The organism is Salipiger sp. PrR007 (assembly GCF_010499845.1).
Lineage (GTDB): Bacteria > Pseudomonadota > Alphaproteobacteria > Rhodobacterales > Rhodobacteraceae > Salipiger > Salipiger pacificus_A.
The window spans coordinates 73,875-90,687 of sequence record NZ_JAAGOZ010000104.1 but is presented as its reverse complement, the minus strand read 5'-3'; the positions used below and the strand labels follow the sequence as shown (position 1 = coordinate 90,687).

15 protein-coding genes are annotated in these 16,813 nt (G+C 67.0%); 7 read left to right on the top strand and 8 right to left on the bottom strand.

The features are described 5' to 3' along the window. Both G0Q01_RS26075 and G0Q01_RS26070 read right to left on the bottom strand, forming a co-directional pair. Positions 1 to 1,443 (bottom strand): M81 family metallopeptidase, encoded by a 1,443-nt coding sequence (locus G0Q01_RS26075; RefSeq protein ID WP_164198279.1) that lies wholly within the window; start codon positions 1,441 to 1,443, stop codon positions 1 to 3. A gap of 67 nt (positions 1,444 to 1,510) precedes the next feature. Further along, positions 1,511 to 2,374 carry a MurR/RpiR family transcriptional regulator gene (locus tag G0Q01_RS26070; protein ID WP_164198281.1) on the bottom strand — a complete coding sequence of 288 codons (864 nt, stop codon included), beginning with the start codon at positions 2,372 to 2,374 and terminating at the stop codon, positions 1,511 to 1,513. Positions 2,375 to 2,563: 189 nt separating this feature from the next. Between G0Q01_RS26070 and G0Q01_RS26065 the strand changes: the two genes are divergently transcribed. Then, positions 2,564 to 3,049 (top strand): hypothetical protein, encoded by a 486-nt coding sequence (locus tag G0Q01_RS26065; RefSeq protein WP_164198283.1) that lies wholly within the window; start codon positions 2,564 to 2,566, stop codon positions 3,047 to 3,049. Further along, positions 3,049 to 4,146: a D-TA family PLP-dependent enzyme gene (locus G0Q01_RS26060; RefSeq protein ID WP_164198285.1), complete on the top strand. Its 1,098-nt coding sequence runs from the start codon at positions 3,049 to 3,051 to the stop codon at positions 4,144 to 4,146. Before G0Q01_RS26065 ends, G0Q01_RS26060 begins: the two co-directional genes overlap by 1 nt. A gap of 130 nt (positions 4,147 to 4,276) precedes the next feature. Here the strand turns inward: G0Q01_RS26060 and G0Q01_RS26055 are convergent, their stop codons facing one another. The 5 genes from G0Q01_RS26055 to G0Q01_RS26035 form a co-directional block, all read right to left on the bottom strand. Further along, on the bottom strand, positions 4,277 to 5,401 hold the full coding sequence (locus tag G0Q01_RS26055; protein ID WP_164198287.1) for an ABC transporter ATP-binding protein: 1,125 nt from the start codon (positions 5,399 to 5,401) through the stop codon (positions 4,277 to 4,279). Between the two features lie 86 nt (positions 5,402 to 5,487). Beyond that, positions 5,488 to 6,696: an ABC transporter substrate-binding protein gene (locus G0Q01_RS26050; RefSeq protein ID WP_164213977.1), complete on the bottom strand. Its 1,209-nt coding sequence runs from the start codon at positions 6,694 to 6,696 to the stop codon at positions 5,488 to 5,490. A gap of 191 nt (positions 6,697 to 6,887) precedes the next feature. Next, positions 6,888 to 7,748 carry a carbohydrate ABC transporter permease gene (locus G0Q01_RS26045; RefSeq protein WP_203595186.1) on the bottom strand — a complete coding sequence of 287 codons (861 nt, stop codon included), beginning with the start codon at positions 7,746 to 7,748 and terminating at the stop codon, positions 6,888 to 6,890. Next, positions 7,745 to 8,629 carry a carbohydrate ABC transporter permease gene (locus tag G0Q01_RS26040; protein WP_108969450.1) on the bottom strand — a complete coding sequence of 295 codons (885 nt, stop codon included), beginning with the start codon at positions 8,627 to 8,629 and terminating at the stop codon, positions 7,745 to 7,747. Before G0Q01_RS26040 ends, G0Q01_RS26045 begins: the two co-directional genes overlap by 4 nt. Continuing rightward, complete coding sequence (locus G0Q01_RS26035; protein ID WP_164198293.1) at positions 8,629 to 9,789, bottom strand: Gfo/Idh/MocA family protein; 1,161 nt, start codon at positions 9,787 to 9,789, stop codon at positions 8,629 to 8,631. The genes G0Q01_RS26040 and G0Q01_RS26035 overlap by 1 nt, the downstream gene beginning before the upstream one ends. 236 nt (positions 9,790 to 10,025) lie before the next feature. On the opposite strand from G0Q01_RS26035, the gene nagA reads away from it, so the two are divergent. The 5 genes from nagA to rsgA all read left to right on the top strand — a co-directional run bounded on the left by nagA (position 10,026) and on the right by rsgA (position 15,641). Then, positions 10,026 to 11,165 carry an N-acetylglucosamine-6-phosphate deacetylase gene (gene nagA / locus G0Q01_RS26030; protein ID WP_164198296.1) on the top strand — a complete coding sequence of 380 codons (1,140 nt, stop codon included), beginning with the start codon at positions 10,026 to 10,028 and terminating at the stop codon, positions 11,163 to 11,165. Further along, positions 11,162 to 12,082, top strand: coding sequence for an ROK family protein (locus tag G0Q01_RS26025; RefSeq protein ID WP_164198299.1), 921 nt, complete (start codon positions 11,162 to 11,164; stop codon positions 12,080 to 12,082). Before nagA ends, G0Q01_RS26025 begins: the two co-directional genes overlap by 4 nt. 81 nt (positions 12,083 to 12,163) lie before the next feature. Further along, positions 12,164 to 13,669 (top strand): M81 family metallopeptidase, encoded by a 1,506-nt coding sequence (locus tag G0Q01_RS27470; RefSeq protein ID WP_164198301.1) that lies wholly within the window; start codon positions 12,164 to 12,166, stop codon positions 13,667 to 13,669. Position 13,670: 1 nt separating this feature from the next. Beyond that, complete coding sequence (locus G0Q01_RS26015) at positions 13,671 to 14,414, top strand: SDR family oxidoreductase (RefSeq protein ID WP_164198304.1); 744 nt, start codon at positions 13,671 to 13,673, stop codon at positions 14,412 to 14,414. Positions 14,415 to 14,552: 138 nt separating this feature from the next. Further along, on the top strand, positions 14,553 to 15,641 hold the full coding sequence (rsgA, locus tag G0Q01_RS26010) for a ribosome small subunit-dependent GTPase A (protein WP_164198306.1): 1,089 nt from the start codon (positions 14,553 to 14,555) through the stop codon (positions 15,639 to 15,641). Positions 15,642 to 15,695: 54 nt separating this feature from the next. Here rsgA and G0Q01_RS26005 read toward each other — a convergent pair whose 3' ends face one another. Next, a complete protein-coding gene (locus G0Q01_RS26005; protein ID WP_164198309.1) occupies positions 15,696 to 16,805 on the bottom strand; it encodes a hypothetical protein in 1,110 nt (369 codons plus the stop codon). Positions 16,806 to 16,813 lie beyond the last annotated feature (8 nt).

Genomic DNA, 16,813 nt, shown 5'->3' with positions numbered 1-16,813 from the left:
TCAGGCGCGGGCCGAGCGGGTGGGAGCGGGCGTGAAGGTGGCCTTTGTGTCCCAGGGGTAGAGGCCCGGTGCGCGGTGGTGGCTCTCGAGGCGCGGGATGTCCTGGTTCACCACGCCATCGGTCAACGCCATGAGGTTCGGGTTGGCGATTGGCGCGAGATCCGGCGACAGGTACCCCGATTTTACCACCAGCAGGCCGACCTTGCGCGGGTCAAGGCCGAGCAGTTCGAAGTCCTCGAAGTTGTGGTAGGGCCGGCGCCGCGCGGCGAGCACGAGGGTGATACCCCCGGTCCTCACCACTGCCTGGGCAAAGGCGCCGCCGGCGCCCTCCACGAGGGTCATCACGGTGAATCGCGCGGTGGCCGAGGTGCCTGCCGGGTCGAGCTTCGCGCCGACGGTAAGCTCCAGTTCGGCGCCGACCCCGGCGGCGAAGCACGCCGCGACCGCCTCGGGATCGGTGATCCCGGCGATCAGCGCGTCCTGCCAGTCCCGTTCGATCAGCGCCTTAAGCACCAACCCGTTGTCACCCACTCCTCCGCCGGTGGGGTTGTCGCCGCTCTCGGCGAGGATCACTGGCGAGGTGCTCGCCTTGGCGGCGATATCCAGCATCTCGCCCAGCGGGCCGGTGATCGGGCCGAAGGCAAAGGCGCCGCGCGCATCCCAGTAGGCCCGCGCCAATTCGCTGGCGACGGCCTCAGCCTCGGCGGCATCGGTGGCGGTGACGATGGCGGCGGCGGTGCCGCGCGGCTCGTCGGCCCAGACGTAGCCCACCATCTGGTCGGCGGACCAGATGCCGGGGCGCCGGTCATGGGCAGGCAGGGCGGCATAGAGCGACTTGGCGGGCTCATCCTCGGTCGAAGAGCGTTCGCCGGGCATCAGTACCGGGATCTTCGCCCAGGTGACAAAGGGTCGCTCGCCGCTCCGCAGGCAGCGCAGCAGCATCTCCCAGGCGCGCTGCATGGTCTCGGTCACGTCGATATGCGGCGCGGTGCGATAGGCGGCGAACATGTCGATCTGGTCGATGATCCGCTGGCTGACGTTGCCGTGCAGGTCGTAGCTGACCGAGATCGGCACTTCGGGGCCGACAAGATCGCGCACCGCCTTGATCCAGTCGCCCTCGGCGTCCCACATGCCGTCCACGTGCATCGCGCCATGCATGGCGAGGTAGACGCCGTCGAGCGGCAGCGCCGCCTCGAGCCGGGACAGCAGGTCGGACTTGAAGCCCTCGTAAGCCGGACGGTCCACCGGCCCGCCGGGGACGGCGCGGGCGTGCAGCAGCGGCAGGATCTCGACGTCGTCCTGCGGCAGGAAGGCGAAATAGGCCGAGGCGGTCAGCTCCGCGCCGCGCATCACCGTGAAATCCTCTGCGCGGATGAGCACCGGGTTGTAGGTCGAGCATTCGGTATGGATGCCGCCGACGGCGATCCGTTTCTTCGGGGTCATGGTGGTCGGGCCTGTTGGTCTGGCGTTGCGGAGGGGGCCGCTTTGGCGCGACCTCTTGAGGAGGGGCTCAGTCGCCCAGAAGCTGTCGGTCGTCGCCGTCCCGGTGGCGGATCAGGCTCTCCTTGATCCGGCGCAGGGTGGCGGCGCTCTCGGTCCGGTTGGTGTAGGCGACGAGGTTCGCAAGGATGTCGACGACGGCCAGCATGGCGTAGCGGGTCGAGGTGGGGCGGAAGATGTTCTCGCCCTCGGGAAGGACCACCGACAGCACCACGTCGGCGGCCTCGGACACCGGAGAGCCGGACTGGGTGAGCGCGATGGTCGTCGCTCCCTGATCGCGGGCAAGACCGAAGGCGCGCACCAGCTCGGCGTTGCGCCCCGAGAAGGACGAGCCGAACACCACGTCCCGCTGCGTCACCGCCGAGGCCTGCATCATCTGCATGCCGTGGTCGGTGGAGGTGGTGATCCGCGCGCCGAGGCGGAACAGGCGGTTCTGCATCTCGTTGACGATCATCGACGAGTTGCCGCCCGAGCCGAAGGCATAGATCATCTCGGCCCGCGAGAGGGTTTCCGCGGCGCGCTCCATGGCTGCCATGTCGAGCGCGTCATGCATCATGAAGAGCGCTTTCTGGGCCTTGGTCACAATGTCTTCGGCCACCTCCGAAGGGGTCGAGGACTTTGCCTCCGGGCGCAGGTAGCGCAGCCCGACGTAGGAGGACTTGGCCAGGGTGACCTTGAAATCCGAGAAGGAGTTGCAGCCGAGCCGGCGGCAGAAGCGGGTCACGGTGGGGGGCGACACTTCGGCCCTTGCGGCGAGGTCGGTGATCGAGGCATTGGTGGCGAAGTCGATGTCCTTCAGCACAAGGTCGGCGATGCGCTGCTCGGACTGTGAGAGCTTCAGCCCTTCCTGCATCAGCGTTGCAAAGATATCCATGGGCCGACCCCCTCGAAGGTTCCATCGGACAGGACACTCCACAGAGCCGAAGGTGCGCGGATTTTGCTCTTGTCCGAAAATCATTTTCTTATTTTCGTTGACACTTTCGCATGCGGGCGGAAAAGTGGCCAGCGTTTTCGGTAATCCACGAAAATAATTTGCAACATGATACGGAATGAGGCCGCCGAGATGCGTGATCCGATGCAGAACCCCTTTGCGCCCGAGGACAGCGCCCGCCACGCCATCTGGGAGATGCTGGTGCCGCGCGACATCGATGCCTTCATTGGAGCCGACTGGGGGATGATCGAGGGCGATTTCCTCTCCGAGAATTTCATCGGGATGAACGGAAATTTCAATCCCGATCCGCAGACGTGGACGCTCTCCTTCGCCTCGCTCGAGGCTTATCGCGACGAATGGCTGCGGCAGGCCGCGGAGGGGCAGAGGACCGACTACGCCGAGGACCCCCGCGCCGGCATCTTCCGCGCCACCAAGCTCGAGGAGATCGAGGTTGACGGCCCTGTGGCGCTGGTGCGCAAGAAGTTCGACGGGATCCTCAAGCGTGCCGATGGGGGCGAGGATCGGCTGCTGTGGCAGACGCTATACACCTGTCGCGAGACCGCGAACGGCTGGAAAATCGCCGGCTTCGTGGGCTACCTGCCTTACGCGGGGCACTGATGCCGGATCTCGCGAACATCTGGCCGGCGCCCGGCGCGCCGCTTTCCGAACTGCTGACCCCGCTGCCGGTCATCGACGAGGCGCGCATGGCGGCCAACATCGCCCGCGCGCAGGAATTTATGGACAGGCTCGGCCGAGCTTTCCGCCCGCATATCAAGACGCACAAGCTGCCCGAGGTCGCGCGCGCGCAGCTCGAGGCAGGGGCGGTGGGGATCAACTGCCAGAAGGTGACCGAGGCAGAGGTCTTCGCCGAGGCCGGCTTCGACGACATCCTGATCACCTACAACATCCTCGGCGCGGCAAGGCTGGCGCGGCTCAAGGCGCTGAAGGCGCGTGTGGCGCGTCTTGCGGTTACGGCGGACAGTTTTGAGGTCGTGGCCGGGCTCGCCGCCACTTTCTGCGCCGATGCGCCGCTGACGGTGCTGGTCGAATGCGACACCGGCGGCGGGCGCTGCGGCGTGCAGACGCCGTCGGCCGCGGCGGCGCTCGCCGCCGAGATCGCGGCGGCCGGCGGGCTTCGCTTCGGCGGTCTGATGACCTACCCGGCGCCCGGCGGGGCCGCGGCGGTCGAGGGTTTCGTATCCTCGGCCAAGGCGCTTCTGGACAATGCTGGGCTCGGCTGTCCTGCGGTGACCGTCGGCGGCACTCCGGATTTCTTTGCGGCGGGGGACATCCCTTCGGCGACCGAGCACCGCGCGGGGACCTATGTCTACAACGACCGTGCGATGGTGCGCGCGGGGCATGCCAGCCTCGATGAGTGCGCCATGCATATTCTCGTCACCGTGGTTTCGCGCCCGACGCCGGATCGTGCGGTGATCGACGCGGGCTCCAAGGCGCTGACCTCTGATTTGCTCGGCTTTCAGGATCACGGGATGATCGTCGAATACCCCGGTGCGCGGATCACCGGTCTGTCGGAAGAGCACGGCGTGGTGAACCTGTCGGGAATCGCGGGCGAGGGGCCCAAGGTGGGCGAGGTGCTGCGCGTGATCCCGAACCACACCTGTGTGGTCACCAATCTCTTCGACCGGATGGTCTTCCACGACGGCGAGAAGGTCACCCGGGTGCTTAAGGTGGCGGCGCGCGGCACCGTCTGGTGAGCCAGGAACCCCTCGGCTCCCGAGCGGTCTATGAGCGAGCTCCATAATGAAGAAAATGCCCCCGCGATCTGCGCGAGGGCATTTTTGTTTCTATCTGCGAACAGCCCGTGAGTGAGCCCGCCAAGGTGCCTCAGGCGGTGGCCGCTGCCGGGATCGGCATCGAGCTGTCGACCTTGCGCGTGAGGGCCATGCCGTCGGCGTCAAAGAGGTGGCAGTCGGCGGCGAGGAAAGAGAGCGTCGCGGGTGTCTCCGGGGCCACCGGAGAGGATCCGGGCAGCAAGGCCGAGATCGTGCCCACGCCCTCGAGTTCGGCATAGGCCACGGTGTTCACTCCCAGCCGTTCGACGACATTCGGGATCACGTCGATCGACAGATCGCCGCCGGCCTGGCTCAGGTGCTCGGGGCGGATGCCCAATGTGATCTGGTGGCCTTCGAGACTGCGGGGCGCCTCGACCGGCACGGTGATCGTGCCGCCAGTGTTCAGACTCACCGTGGCGCCCTCGGGACCGACCCTCGTGCAGGTGCCGGGGAGGAAGTTCATCCGCGGGTTGCCAATGAAGCCCGCGACGAACAGGTTGTCAGGCTTGTGGTAAAGTTCGAGCGGCGCGCCGACCTGGCTGATGCTGCCGCCGTCGAGCACCACGATGCGGTCGGCCATGGTCATCGCCTCGACCTGATCGTGTGTGACGTAGATCATCGTCGCCTTGAGTTTCTGGTGCAGCGCGGTCAGCTCGATGCGCATCTCGGCGCGCAGCGCAGCGTCGAGGTTCGACAGCGGCTCGTCAAACAGGAAGATCGACGGCTGACGCACGATGGCCCGGCCGATGGCGACCCTCTGGCGCTGTCCGCCAGAGAGGTTGCCCGGCTTCTGCTGCAGCCGGTTCTCCAGTTGCAGCACCCGCGCCGCGCGCATCACGCGCTCCTTGATCTCGGCCTCGGGGAGCTTCTCGACGCGCAGCGGAAAGGCAATGTTCTCGAAGACCGACATATGCGGATAAAGCGCGTAGGATTGGAATACCATGGCGATGCCGCGCTTGACCGGCGGCAGGTCGTTGACGCGGATCCCGTCGATCGTGCATGCGCCCTCGGTGATCTCTTCCAGCCCGCAGATCATCCGCAGCAGCGTGGACTTGCCGCACCCCGAAGGCCCGACGAAGACGACGAATTCGCCATCCCGGATGTCGAGGTCGATCCCATGGATGACCTCAAATTTGTTGAAGCGTTTCTTCACACCGCTCAGGGCAAGCTGTCCCAAGGGAAAGTCCTTTCCTATTCAAGCGGTCCGGACCCGAAGGTCCGGACCATGAGAACCCATGCGGGCTCGGATCAATCAGCGCTGGGTCACTCGAGCTCTTTGAGCGCGGCGTCAGCCTTGGCCAGCGCGTCGGCGGGCTCTGCCGCGCCGGTGACCACGGATTGCACCATCTCGATCATGACGTTCTGGAAGCCGCGGTAGTCCGTGAAGAGCGGCTCCGGACCACCGAACTCGATGCCGTCGATATAGGGCGCCCAGTAGGGGGTCTCGGCGACCAGCGCGTCGATCTTGGCGGAGGGTCGCAGCGGGGTCAGACCCTCGGCAAGGTCATATTCCTCCTGTGCTTCCGGCGCGGTGAGGAACTTGGCCAGGTCCGTGGCCTGCTCCTCGTAGCCGGTGCCGGAGAAGACGGCGAGGCTGTCGGTGATCAGCAGCGTGCCCGGGCCTTGGGCGTCCGGGCCGAGCGGCAGGTTGGCCACGCCCCAGTTGATGTCGGTGTCCTGCAGGCGCGAGACAGCGCCGATCGAGGCGTGCATCATCGCCACCCCGCCATCGAGGAAGATCGCGCGGACCTCGTTCTGCTCGTAGGCGGTCGGGCCTTCCTCCGAGTAGGGCACCAGCGCCTTGTAGGCTTCCAGCGCCGCGAGGTTCTGGGGCGAGTCCAGCACGATGTTGCCCTCGGCGTCCACGACCTGGCCGTTGTTGGTATACACCCAATGCAGGAACTGGTGCATGGTATTGTCGAAAGTTTTGGCGACAAGGCCGAAGCCGGCGCTGTCGGTGTTCTCGGTGACGGCCTTGGCGGCGTCGATGACCTCGGCCCAGGTCTTTGGCGGGCTTTCCGGATCGAGGCCGGCTTCCTTGAAGAGATCCTTGTTCCAGTAGAAGGCCTTGGTCGAGAAGGCGACCGGAACGCCCCACTGCTCACCCTGGTAGGTCACGGTGTCGACCACGTTGGGGTAGTAGGAGGCCTTTTCCTCGTCGCTCATCGGCACCGGCTCGATCAGGCCGAACTCGGCGAATTCCTTCAGCGTGCGCGAGCCGACGTAGGCGAGACCCACGGGGGTGCCTGCGACGGCGAGCGTGGTCACCTTGTCCTGGCACTGGCCCCAGCCGACGACTTCTGGGGCGACGGTCCAGCCTTCGTTCTGGGCTTCCCACTGGTCGATGTATTTCTGCTGGACCGGGTTCATCGTGTCGCCGCAGACAATCATGGTGATCTCTTCGGCCATGGCGGGCATCGCGGCGGTCAGCGCGACGAGCGCGGCGCCGGTGCGAAGAAGGGTCTTGGTCATTCCTGTTCTCTCCTGTTGGTGCCCTGTCGGGCGGGGCCGTTTCTTGCCGCTTGTGCGGCGGGCCTTTCTGGCTCCCCTGTCCCGGGGCGGTCTTCGGCTGCCCCCTCGTGCGGGAGCCGCCGGTCACCCCCTCCCTCGGGGGCCATGGAGGGCCTCCGCGCGCGCGGCGCGGACGCCGGGTCTTGCGCGGCCTACTGCTTTACCGCCCCGGCGGTGAGGCCGGCGACGAGGTAGCGTTGCAGCGCGAAGATCAGGATCATCGCCGGGGCAATGCCGACGAAGCTCGCGGCCATGAGCTCGTTCCAGATCACCTCCTGGCGCCCGAAGTAGGCGTAAAGGCCGATGGGCAGCGGCATGAATTCCGTCTTGGAGTTGAAGGTCAGCGCGAAGATGAATTGCTGCGCGTAGGCACCGATGAAGGTGGTGATGGCGACCACGGTGATGCCCGGCATCGCCAGCGGCAGGATCACCCGGCGCAGGATGTAGAAATGGCTGGCACCATCGACATAGGCGGCCTCGTCCAGCTCGCGCGGGATGCGGCGCATGTAGGTCGAGAGCAGCCAGATCGCCGTAGGGATCAGGAAGGCCACGCCGGGCACGATCATCGCCCAGTAGGTGTTGAGCATGCCGTAGGCGCGCATCAACCGGAACAGCGGGATGAGCAGCACCGCGCCCGAGAACATGTTCACCGCCAGGAAGGCGCCGAGCAGCGTGCCCGAGCCGCGAAAGCTGATCCGGGCAAAGGCATACGACGCGGGCACCACAAGCAGCAGCACAACCACGGTGATCACCGTCGAGATGAAGAAGGAGTTGAAGATGTAGCGGCCGAACTCGGGCACGCTCTCCCACATGGTGAAGTAGGCCTTGAATGAGCCGTTCTCTGGCAGGAACTTGTAGGGCGTCGAGAAAAGCAGGCCCAGCGGCTTCAGCGAGACCAGGAAGCCCTCGATGAAGGGCGCCAGCACGAAGAAGAGGAACACGAAGATGCCGCAGTACATCAGGACCACTTCCCACCAGCGGTAGCGGTCGATCATGGCGTTTTTCTTCATCATGTGGTCATCCTCCTCGACAGCTTGGTGACGGCGCGGAAGTAGAGCAGGGCAAAGGCCGACAGGAACAGGCAGATCACCACCGCTCTCGCCGCACCCTCGCCGAACTTCTTGGAGCCGAGCGCGGTCGAATAGGTGTCGATGATCATCGTGGTGGTCGAGCCCGAGGGGCCGCCCTGGGTCAGGATCCAGATCGGATCGAACGAGTTGAAGGTCGAGATCAGCGAGATCATCGACATGGTGATCGCCGCCGGGAAGATCATCGGCAGGGTGATCCTGCGCATCCGGTAGAGACGGCTCGCGCCATCGGTCCAGGCGGCCTCGTGCAGGTCCTGCGGCACCGATTGCACGGCGGCGAGCATGTACATGGTCACCATCGGCACACCGATCCACACGTCGGTGATGATCGTCGCCCAGAACGCAGTGTGGCCGTAGGCGAGGAAGGCGACCGGCCCGTCGACCAGCCCAAAGCGCTGCAGCAGGCCCGAGATCATGCCGAACTGGCCGTTGTACATCCAGCCCCACATGAAGATGCCGATGGCCATCGGCACGATCCAGGGCGGCATGGTCAGGATGCGGAAGAGCGCGCGGCCGGGCAGCGCGGCATTGAGCAGCATCGCCCCGCCGGTGCCGATGATCATCTTGATCGAGACCGAGAGGAAGGTCCAAAGGAAGGTCCGGCCGATGATCGTGGCGAACTCGGCGTCGAAGATCTTCGCATAGTTCTCCCAGCCGATGTAATTCGTGGTGCGGCGCAGCGAGGCGTCGGTGAACGACAGGTTCACGGTCTGCAGCAGCGGGTAGACGACAATGGCGGACACATAGGCCAGAGCGGGGACCAGCAGGATCCAGGCAAAGATGACGGCGGACTTCTGTGCGCTCATCAGGCCGGAACCTTGGCGGTGAGGGCCTCGTCGTAGAGATCCCAGGTGCGCGACATCTCGATGACCGTGCGCTTGGCGCGGGCCTCGTCCATTGCCATGGCGAGCAGCCCCGCCTCGAGCGCGTCGAGCACCGAGACGGGCTGTGTCGCACCGGTCAGCACCGAGGCGATGACGCCCTTGGCCATCTCCTCGTCCGCGCCGTAGTGCTGCGAGAGGTCGCTGGCCTGGTAGGTCTTGCGCTCGAGTGGCTGGCGGGTGTGGCTGTCGGTGACATTGAGAAAGCCGCGGACGAAGTCTCCTTCGGCCATGCCGCGGGTGCCGATCACCGCGAAACGGCGAAAATCGTCGGGCACGTTGAGGTTGGTGTGGAAGTTCAGCGCGGCGCCGTTCTCGTATTCGACGATGGCCACCTGGTAGTCGATGATCTCGGCGTCGCTGTCGAAGACCTTGTCGGTGCCGTTCCAGCCCGAAGGCTTCTGGCTGTAGACCCCGAGATCATTGATGCCCCGGTTGCGCGGATCGTTCGCGGGCACGAAGGTGCGGCGGCCGCCGAAACTGCTCACCCGCTCGGGGCGGGCGCCGATGACGCCATTATAGAGGTCGATGTCGTGGCAGCATTTCTCGAGCATGAACCCGCCGGCCCAGCGGTCGTAGCGCCGCCAGTCGCGCATGAAGAAGGCGCCGTGGTAGGGGGGGATGTGCTCGCTGGCCTCGATCGAGACCACATCGCCGAGCTCGCCGCGCGCCTGCGCCGCGCGCAGGTCAGTGTAGAGAGGGGCGTAGCGCAGCACGAGGCCGACCAGAAGGTTCTCGACGCCGTATGTCGCGAGCAGCCGCGCCATCTCGAAGCTGTCGTCCTTGGTGGTGACGACGGGCTTTTCGGAAAACACCTTCACGCCTGCCTCGAAACCGGCGCGGATGTGCTCGAGGTGCATGCAGTTGGGCGAGCCCACCATCAGCAGGTCGAGGTCTTCGGCCTTGAGCAGCTCCTGCACTGTCGCGTACGGGGTGCCTGCGGAGATGCCCTTTTGCTCCAGAAGACCCATGCCCGCAGGGGCGGGATCGACGTAGCCAGCGATCTCGAAATCAGGATGCATTTGCGTGAAGACCTGGCTCAGGTAGCCTAGACGGTACCCAAGCCCGACGATGCCGACTTTCATTCTCGATCCCTGTTCTTTTCCCGGGCGAGGGTGCCTTCCGCGACGGTGGGTGACGCGGGGCTGTCGCCGGTTTACGTAATTTATTTTCGTAGACTGTGGGTCAGTTTCGTGACAGTCAATATAAAAATGCGAAAGACAGCGACTATGGTGAAATTCATTTTCAGTTCCTGCCTCAGATGCGGGCGAGCGGCTCAGGCCGCGCTCCCCCTGTGCGGCCCTGCGGAGCCCCGGAGCGCATGAGGACAGGGATTTCCCCGGTCGCGCGCCGGGTTTTCGACGGTTGGGACTGGCATGAGACCGCTGCGGTGAGCTTTGCGAACGGGAAAGTGACCGGGGTGATTCCCGGCAAGGCGGCAGAGGTCGAGCTGATCGTGCCGGGTCTCGTCGACCTGCAGGTCAACGGCGGCGGCGGGGTGCAGTTCAACGACACCACGAGCGCCGCGGGGCTGGCGGCGATCTGCGCCGCGCACCGGGCGCTCGGGACCACCTCGATCCTCGCCACGCTGATCACCGACACGGCAGAGAAGACCTCGCAGGCGCTCGCGGCCTGTGCTGCGGCGCATGCCGCGGGGCAGCTGGGGCTCGCGGGTCTTCATCTCGAGGGGCCGCACCTCGATCCGCGCCGCAAGGGCACCCACGCAGAGGACTTGGTGCGCCCCATGGAGGAGGCCGATCTGCAGCGCATCCTCGCGGCAAAGGGCAGCTGCGGTCATCTGCTGGTGACGCTGGCGCCCGAGGCGGCGACGGTCGAGCAGGTTGCGCGGCTGGTCGGCGGGGGCGTGCAAGTCTCGCTCGGGCACAGCGACTGCAGTGCCGAGACCGCCGCGCGCTATTTCGCCGCCGGGGCGAGCATGGCGACGCATCTTTTCAACGCGATGAGCCAGATGGGCCACCGCGCTCCGGGTCTGGTCGGCGCGGCACTGGACGCGGGCGCGGTGAGTTGCGGGCTGATCGCCGACGGGCACCATGTCAGCGACGTGGCCATGCGGGTCGCGCTGCGCGGCAAGCGCGGGCCGGGGCATGTGTTCCTCGTCTCGGACGCGATGGCAGCGACGGGCTCGGACCTGACCGAAATCACCCTCAACGGCCGCACCATCTACCGCGCGGGCGGGCGCCTGACGCTGGCCGACGGTACGCTGGCAGGGGCGGACATCTCGATGCTGGAGGCGCTGCGCTACTGCGTCGCGGCACTGGAACTGCCGCTCGACGAGGCGCTGCGCATGGCGACGCTCTATCCCGCACAGGCCGCAGGATTGTCCGACGTCGGGTGTCTTGCCGAGGGCGGTCGCGCAGATTTCCTGGTTCTCGATCGAGACCTTGCGTTGCAGGACGTCTGGATCGGCGGCAGCCCGTGGGGCGATGAGGTGGCGGCATGATCGTCTGTTTCGATATCGGCGGCACATCGGTGAAAAGCGCCGTGGCGACCAGCATTCATGACGTGCGCGCGCTCTCGCGCCGTCCGACGCCGGGGGATGACTTCGATGCCTTCGTGGCCACCCTCAGCGAGGCCATCGCCGAGGCGGCGGGAAGGGCCGAGCGGGTGGCCATCTCGATCGCGGGCGTGGTCGATCCGAAGACCGGCCGGGCCACCGTCGCGAATATCCCCTGCCTGACCGGACGCCGCCTGGCGCCCGAGCTCACGGCGCTGCTGGGGGTCGAAGTGCTCGTGGCAAATGACGCCGATTGCTTCGCGCTTGCCGAGGCTGCCGTGGGGGCCGGGAGCGGGCATGACGTGGTCTTCGGGGCGATCATCGGCACCGGCGTCGGCGGCGGGCTCGTCGCCGGGGGGCGGCTGATCGGCGCGGGCAGCGGCTACGCGGGCGAATGGGGGCACGGACCAGTGGCCAAACGCCTGCTCGACTGCCTCGACACGCCGCTGCCATCCTACCAGTGTGGCTGCGGCCTGAACGGCTGCCTCGATGCCACCTGCTCGGCGCGCGGCATCGAGCGGCTGCACCGCGACATTGCCGGGACGGAACTGCCCTCGACCGAGATCCTCGCGCGCTGGCACGCGGGGGATGCGGGCGCATCGAAGACCGTGGCTGCCTGGCTGGAGCTGCTCTCGGGCCCCTTGGCCATGGTGGTCAACATGACCGGCGCCACCGTGGTCGCCGCGGGTGGCGGGCTGGCGAACGATGCCGCGCTGATCGCGGCGCTCGACGAGGCCACACGGCCGCTGACGCTGGCGAAACCCTCCGAGCCGCTGGTGGTGCAGGCGCAATGCCGCACCGAACCCGGCCTCGTGGGCGCAGCCATCCTCGCCCTGCGCGCGCCGTCGCGCGACGCGGCCTGAGCGGATGACCCGGCGCGCGGCGACAGGACTTCACAAAAGCGGACCCGCGCCGGTCCGCCACAATGCAAGGAGGGTCGCCGCGTGAGGGTGTTTACCGCGTCTCTGGCCACCGAAACGAATACCTTTTCGCCGCTGCCGACCGATCGCGCGGCCTTCGAGGCGGCCTTCTACGCCGGGCCGGGGGAGCACCCCGAGACCCCGACGCTCTGCTCTTCGCCGGTGCCGATCCTGCGTCGGCGCGGCCGCGACGAAGGCTTCACGGTGATTGAGGGAAGTTCGACCTGGGCGGAACCTGCGGGACTCATCAAGCGGGAAACCTTCGAGGAACTGCGCGACGAGATCCTCGACCAACTGCGCGCGGCCATGCCGGTGGACGGCGTGGTGTTCGGACTGCATGGCGCGATGGTGGCGCAGGGCTATGACGACTGCGAGGGCGATTTCCTCGAGCGTGTCCGCGCCATCGTCGGCCCCGAGGTGCTGGTGGCTGCCGAGTTTGACCCGCACAGCCATCTCACGCGGAGGCGCGTGGCGCAGCTCGACCTGGCGGCGACCTTCCTCGAGTTCCCCCATACCGATTTTCAGGAGCGCGGTACGCATGTGGTGGACCTTGCCCTGCGGGCCCTGCGCGGAGAAGTGCGCCCGGTGATCTCGACCTTCGACTGCAAGATGATCGGCCTCTATCCGACAAGCCAGGAACCCATGCGCGGCTTCGTCGACCGGATGAAGCTGCTGGAGGGGCAGGGCAAGATCCTGTCGTGCTCGATCATCCACGGATTCATGGCGGGCGACGTGCCCGAGATGGGCACGAAGATCATGGTGGTCACAGACAATGCGCCGGAAGAGGGCGCGGCGCTGGCCCGAAAACTGGGAGAGGAACTCTACGCATTGCGCGGCAAGACCGCGATGCCGATCCTGGACTACGAGGAGGGTATCGATCTCGCGCTCGCGGTGCGCGAAGCCGATCCATCGATGCCCGTCACCATCGCCGACACCTGGGACAATCCGGGCGGCGGCTGCGCGGGGGATGGCACCTACGTGCTGCTCTCGCTGATGGCGCGCGCCGTCGACAGGGTCGCCGTGGGGGCGATCTGGGATCCTGTGGCGGTGGGCTTTTGCCATGCGGCGGGCCTCGGCGCGACGCTGCGCCTGCGCTTCGGCGGCAAGGCTGGGGCGGAAGCTGGCCCGCCCATCGATGCCGAGATCGAGGTCCTCCACCTCGCGCAGGAGGGTCACCAGAGCTTCCGTGCCAGCCGCGTGACGCTGGGCCGCTCGGCCACCGTCCGCATCCGCGGCACCGAAATCGACATCGTTCTGATCTCCAGCCGGACGCAGACCTACGAGCCGACGCTCTTTTCCAACCAAGGGGTGGATTTCACAGGAAAGGAAATCCTGCTGGTCAAATCCACCAACCATTTCCATGCGGGGTTCGATCCGGTGTCCTCGCGGATCATTCACGTGGACAGCCCGTCATCCTATCCGACGAAACCGGCGCTGACCGCCTATCAGAAGGCGGGCAGCGATTTCTGGCCCAAGGTGGCGGATCCACTGGGGCTCGATGCCGTAACTGCCCAAGACGAGGAAGCCTGAGATGTTGCTGAGCGGAAAACGTGTTGTTCTGACTGGGGCGGGGGGCGGCATCGGCACCGCCATGAGGGCCGCGCTGAAGGAGGCGGGCGCGCATGTGGTCGCCTGCGACCGCACCGGAAGCGGCCTGCAGGCCGATGAGGTGGTTGAGTTCGACATCACCGACACGGACGAGACCGTGGCGGCGGCGGCGAAGATCGCGCAATCGCCGGTGGATGTTCTGATCTCCAACGCTGGGGGCACCCGCGTCGATCTGTTGGACCACACCGACACGGCGGTGATCCAGCACGATCTGCACCTCAACTTCACCGGCGCGGCGGTGTTCAGCCGCGCGCTGCTGCCGGCGTTGCGAGGGCGGCCCGAGGGGGCGGCGGCGGTCTTCGTGGCCTCGGTCAACGGGATCAGCCACTTCGGCAGCCCGGCCTATTCCGCGGCCAAGGCCGGGATCATCGCCTGGGCCAAGGCGCTTGCGACCGAGGAGGGCAAGCATGGACTGCGCGCCAACGTCGTGGCGCCGGGGTCGGTGCACACGCCCGCCTGGGACGAGCGCAAGGCCCGCCAGCCTGATATCTTCGCGAAGGTCACCGCGCTCTACCCGCTGGGCCGGCTGGTCAGCCCCGAGGAGGTGGCCAAGGCCGCGATTTTCCTCGCCTCGCCGATGGCGAGCGGCATCACCGGCGCGGTCCTGCCGGTTGATGCCGGGCTGACTGCGGGCAACCTGCCGTTCATCGACATCATCACCGCCTGATCGACGGCGCGCCCGCGAACGCAGAAACACTCTTCTGCGCCGCATTCCGCTGGGGCAGAAGCGTGCCTGGGGCTTTGCCCCCCTGCGCGGCTGTGGCATTCTGGGCCTCTCCGTCTTCCTCCCGCAGCGGGACACCTCATGGTCCGAGACTATTCAGCTTTCCTTCCCGGCAAGGGCGATGCCCCGCAGCCGGCCCGCCCTGCGCTCTCGGCGCTCGAGGCGCTTGGCTGGAGGAATTTCTTCGCCCAGCAGATCGACGCCGAGGCACTGATCGAGACGCCGCCCGTCCGAGTGCTCTCGGTGCATCGCGGCGGGCTTCACGTGGCCGGAGACGGAATCGACACGCTGATCCCGGCGGGACCCGACTCGACGGTGGGCGACTGGCTGCTGCTCGACCGCGCGCTGCCGAAGTCGAGCCGGGTGCTGGAACGCGCCTCGCTGATCAAGCGGCGCGCCGCCGGACACGACCGGCAGGTCCAGCTCATCGCCGCAAATATCGACACGCTGTTCATCGTCACCTCCTGCAACCAGGATTTCAACGTCGCGCGGCTCGAGCGTTACCTCGCGCTGGCCTTCGATGCAGAGATCGAGCCGGTGATCGTGCTGACCAAGACCGACCTCGTGGACGACCCGGCGCCCTACGTGGAGGAGGCACGAGGCCTGTCGGACCGGGTGCAGGTGGTGGCGCTCGACGCCCGCGGTGGCGCGCCTGCTCAAGCGCTGGCCGATTGGTGCAAGCCTGGGCGGACGGTGGGCTTTGTCGGCTCCTCGGGCGTTGGCAAGTCGACGCTGACCAATGCGCTCTCGGGCGCGCAGCACGTGGCCACGCAGGGCATCCGCGAGGACGACGCCAAGGGGCGCCACACCACCACCCACCGTGAGCTGCACCCGGTGCCGGGCGGCTGCCTGCTGCTCGACACGCCGGGGATGCGCGAGCTGCAACTGACCGATGTCGCCGCGGGGATCGCCGAGGTTTTCGAGGATATCGAGGAACTGGCGGCGGGCTGCCGGTTCCGCAACTGCGGGCATGAGACCGAGCCGGGCTGCGCGGTGCGCGCGGCGATCGACGACGGCGTGCTCGACGCGCCGCGTCTTGCCCGCTGGCGCAAGCTGAAGGCTGAAGACGAGTTCAACTCGGCCAGCCTGCAGCAGCGGCGCGTGAAGGACCGGGCCTTTGGCAAGATGGTCCGCGGGGTGATCAAGGACAAGTCGCGCCAAAAACGCTGAGCGCCGGGCGTTGGGGCGCGATGTCCCTGCGGAGGCGCTGCCCTGGGGTAGCCCCTATTCGTCGCCGACGAAGAACGACGGGCGGATGACACGCAGGGTGATCGCCCCGACCCCGGTCAGAACCATGGCCAGTACAAAAAGCCAGCCGAGGAAGGGAATGAGCCCGATGATGCCCGCGGCCAGCGCGCCGAGACCCGCCGAGAGGGCACGTGCGCCGATGCTGAGCGGCTCGCTTCGGCCAAAGGCGAGGAAGAGCCCCACGCCGAAGGCATAGGCAGCGACCAGGTAGCCCGCGAAGCCCCCCACAAGGGCCAGCAGGATCATCGCCGGGGTGAGCAGCAGGCCGATGAGCGTCAGGGCGAAGAGCACGCCCGCGCCGATCACCGCCGATTGGGTCAGGAAACCGAGCCAGAGCGTGTGGAAAGGCCGGTCGAGGATCTGCCGCCGCATCTCGGCGAGCCGCTCGGGCACCAGCACGGCGATCAATGCTCCGAGCGCGGCGATCCCCACCACGCCCAGCAGGAAACCGATGATCGCCCGCCGCCAGCTCGGCGCCGTCGGCCCCTCCCAGGCCTCGATCTCGCGGCGCTCGATGCGGGCGTCCGGTGCCACCCGGTCGGGCACGTCGAGATCGCCCGGGGTCTCCTCGTAGACGATCAGCCGCCCGCGAATGCGCGCCGCATCCCCCCAGATCACCTGCTCGGCGGCAAGGCTCACATCACCGGCGACCTCCGCGTCGAAGCCGACCTTCTCGCCGGCCACCATGGCATAGCCGGCGACCGGGCCGGTGAGCTGCAGGTCCGACCCGGCAATGCGCAGGTCGCCCCCGATCGAGGACACCGAAAGTGCCCGCCCGAAAAGGGTCGCGTCGCCACCGACGGGGCCTTGCTGCGTGACCTCGTCGCCCGCCGCGTAGAGATCGCCGCCAACAGCGCCTTCGACCCGGACCTCGCGTCCTGCAAGATGCGCGGAGCCGGTGATGTCGCCGGTCACGGTAACGATCTCTCCGGCCAGGAAAAGGTCGTCCGACCCCGCGCCATCGACCTCTACCGAGCGCCCGGCGCGGAAGACATCTGCGCCGATCGCGAAATGCGCCATCTCGCCCTCGGCCAGGGCGGGCAGGGCCAGCAGGCAGGCGGCCAGGCACAGAAGTACTTTCTGCATGGGTCCCT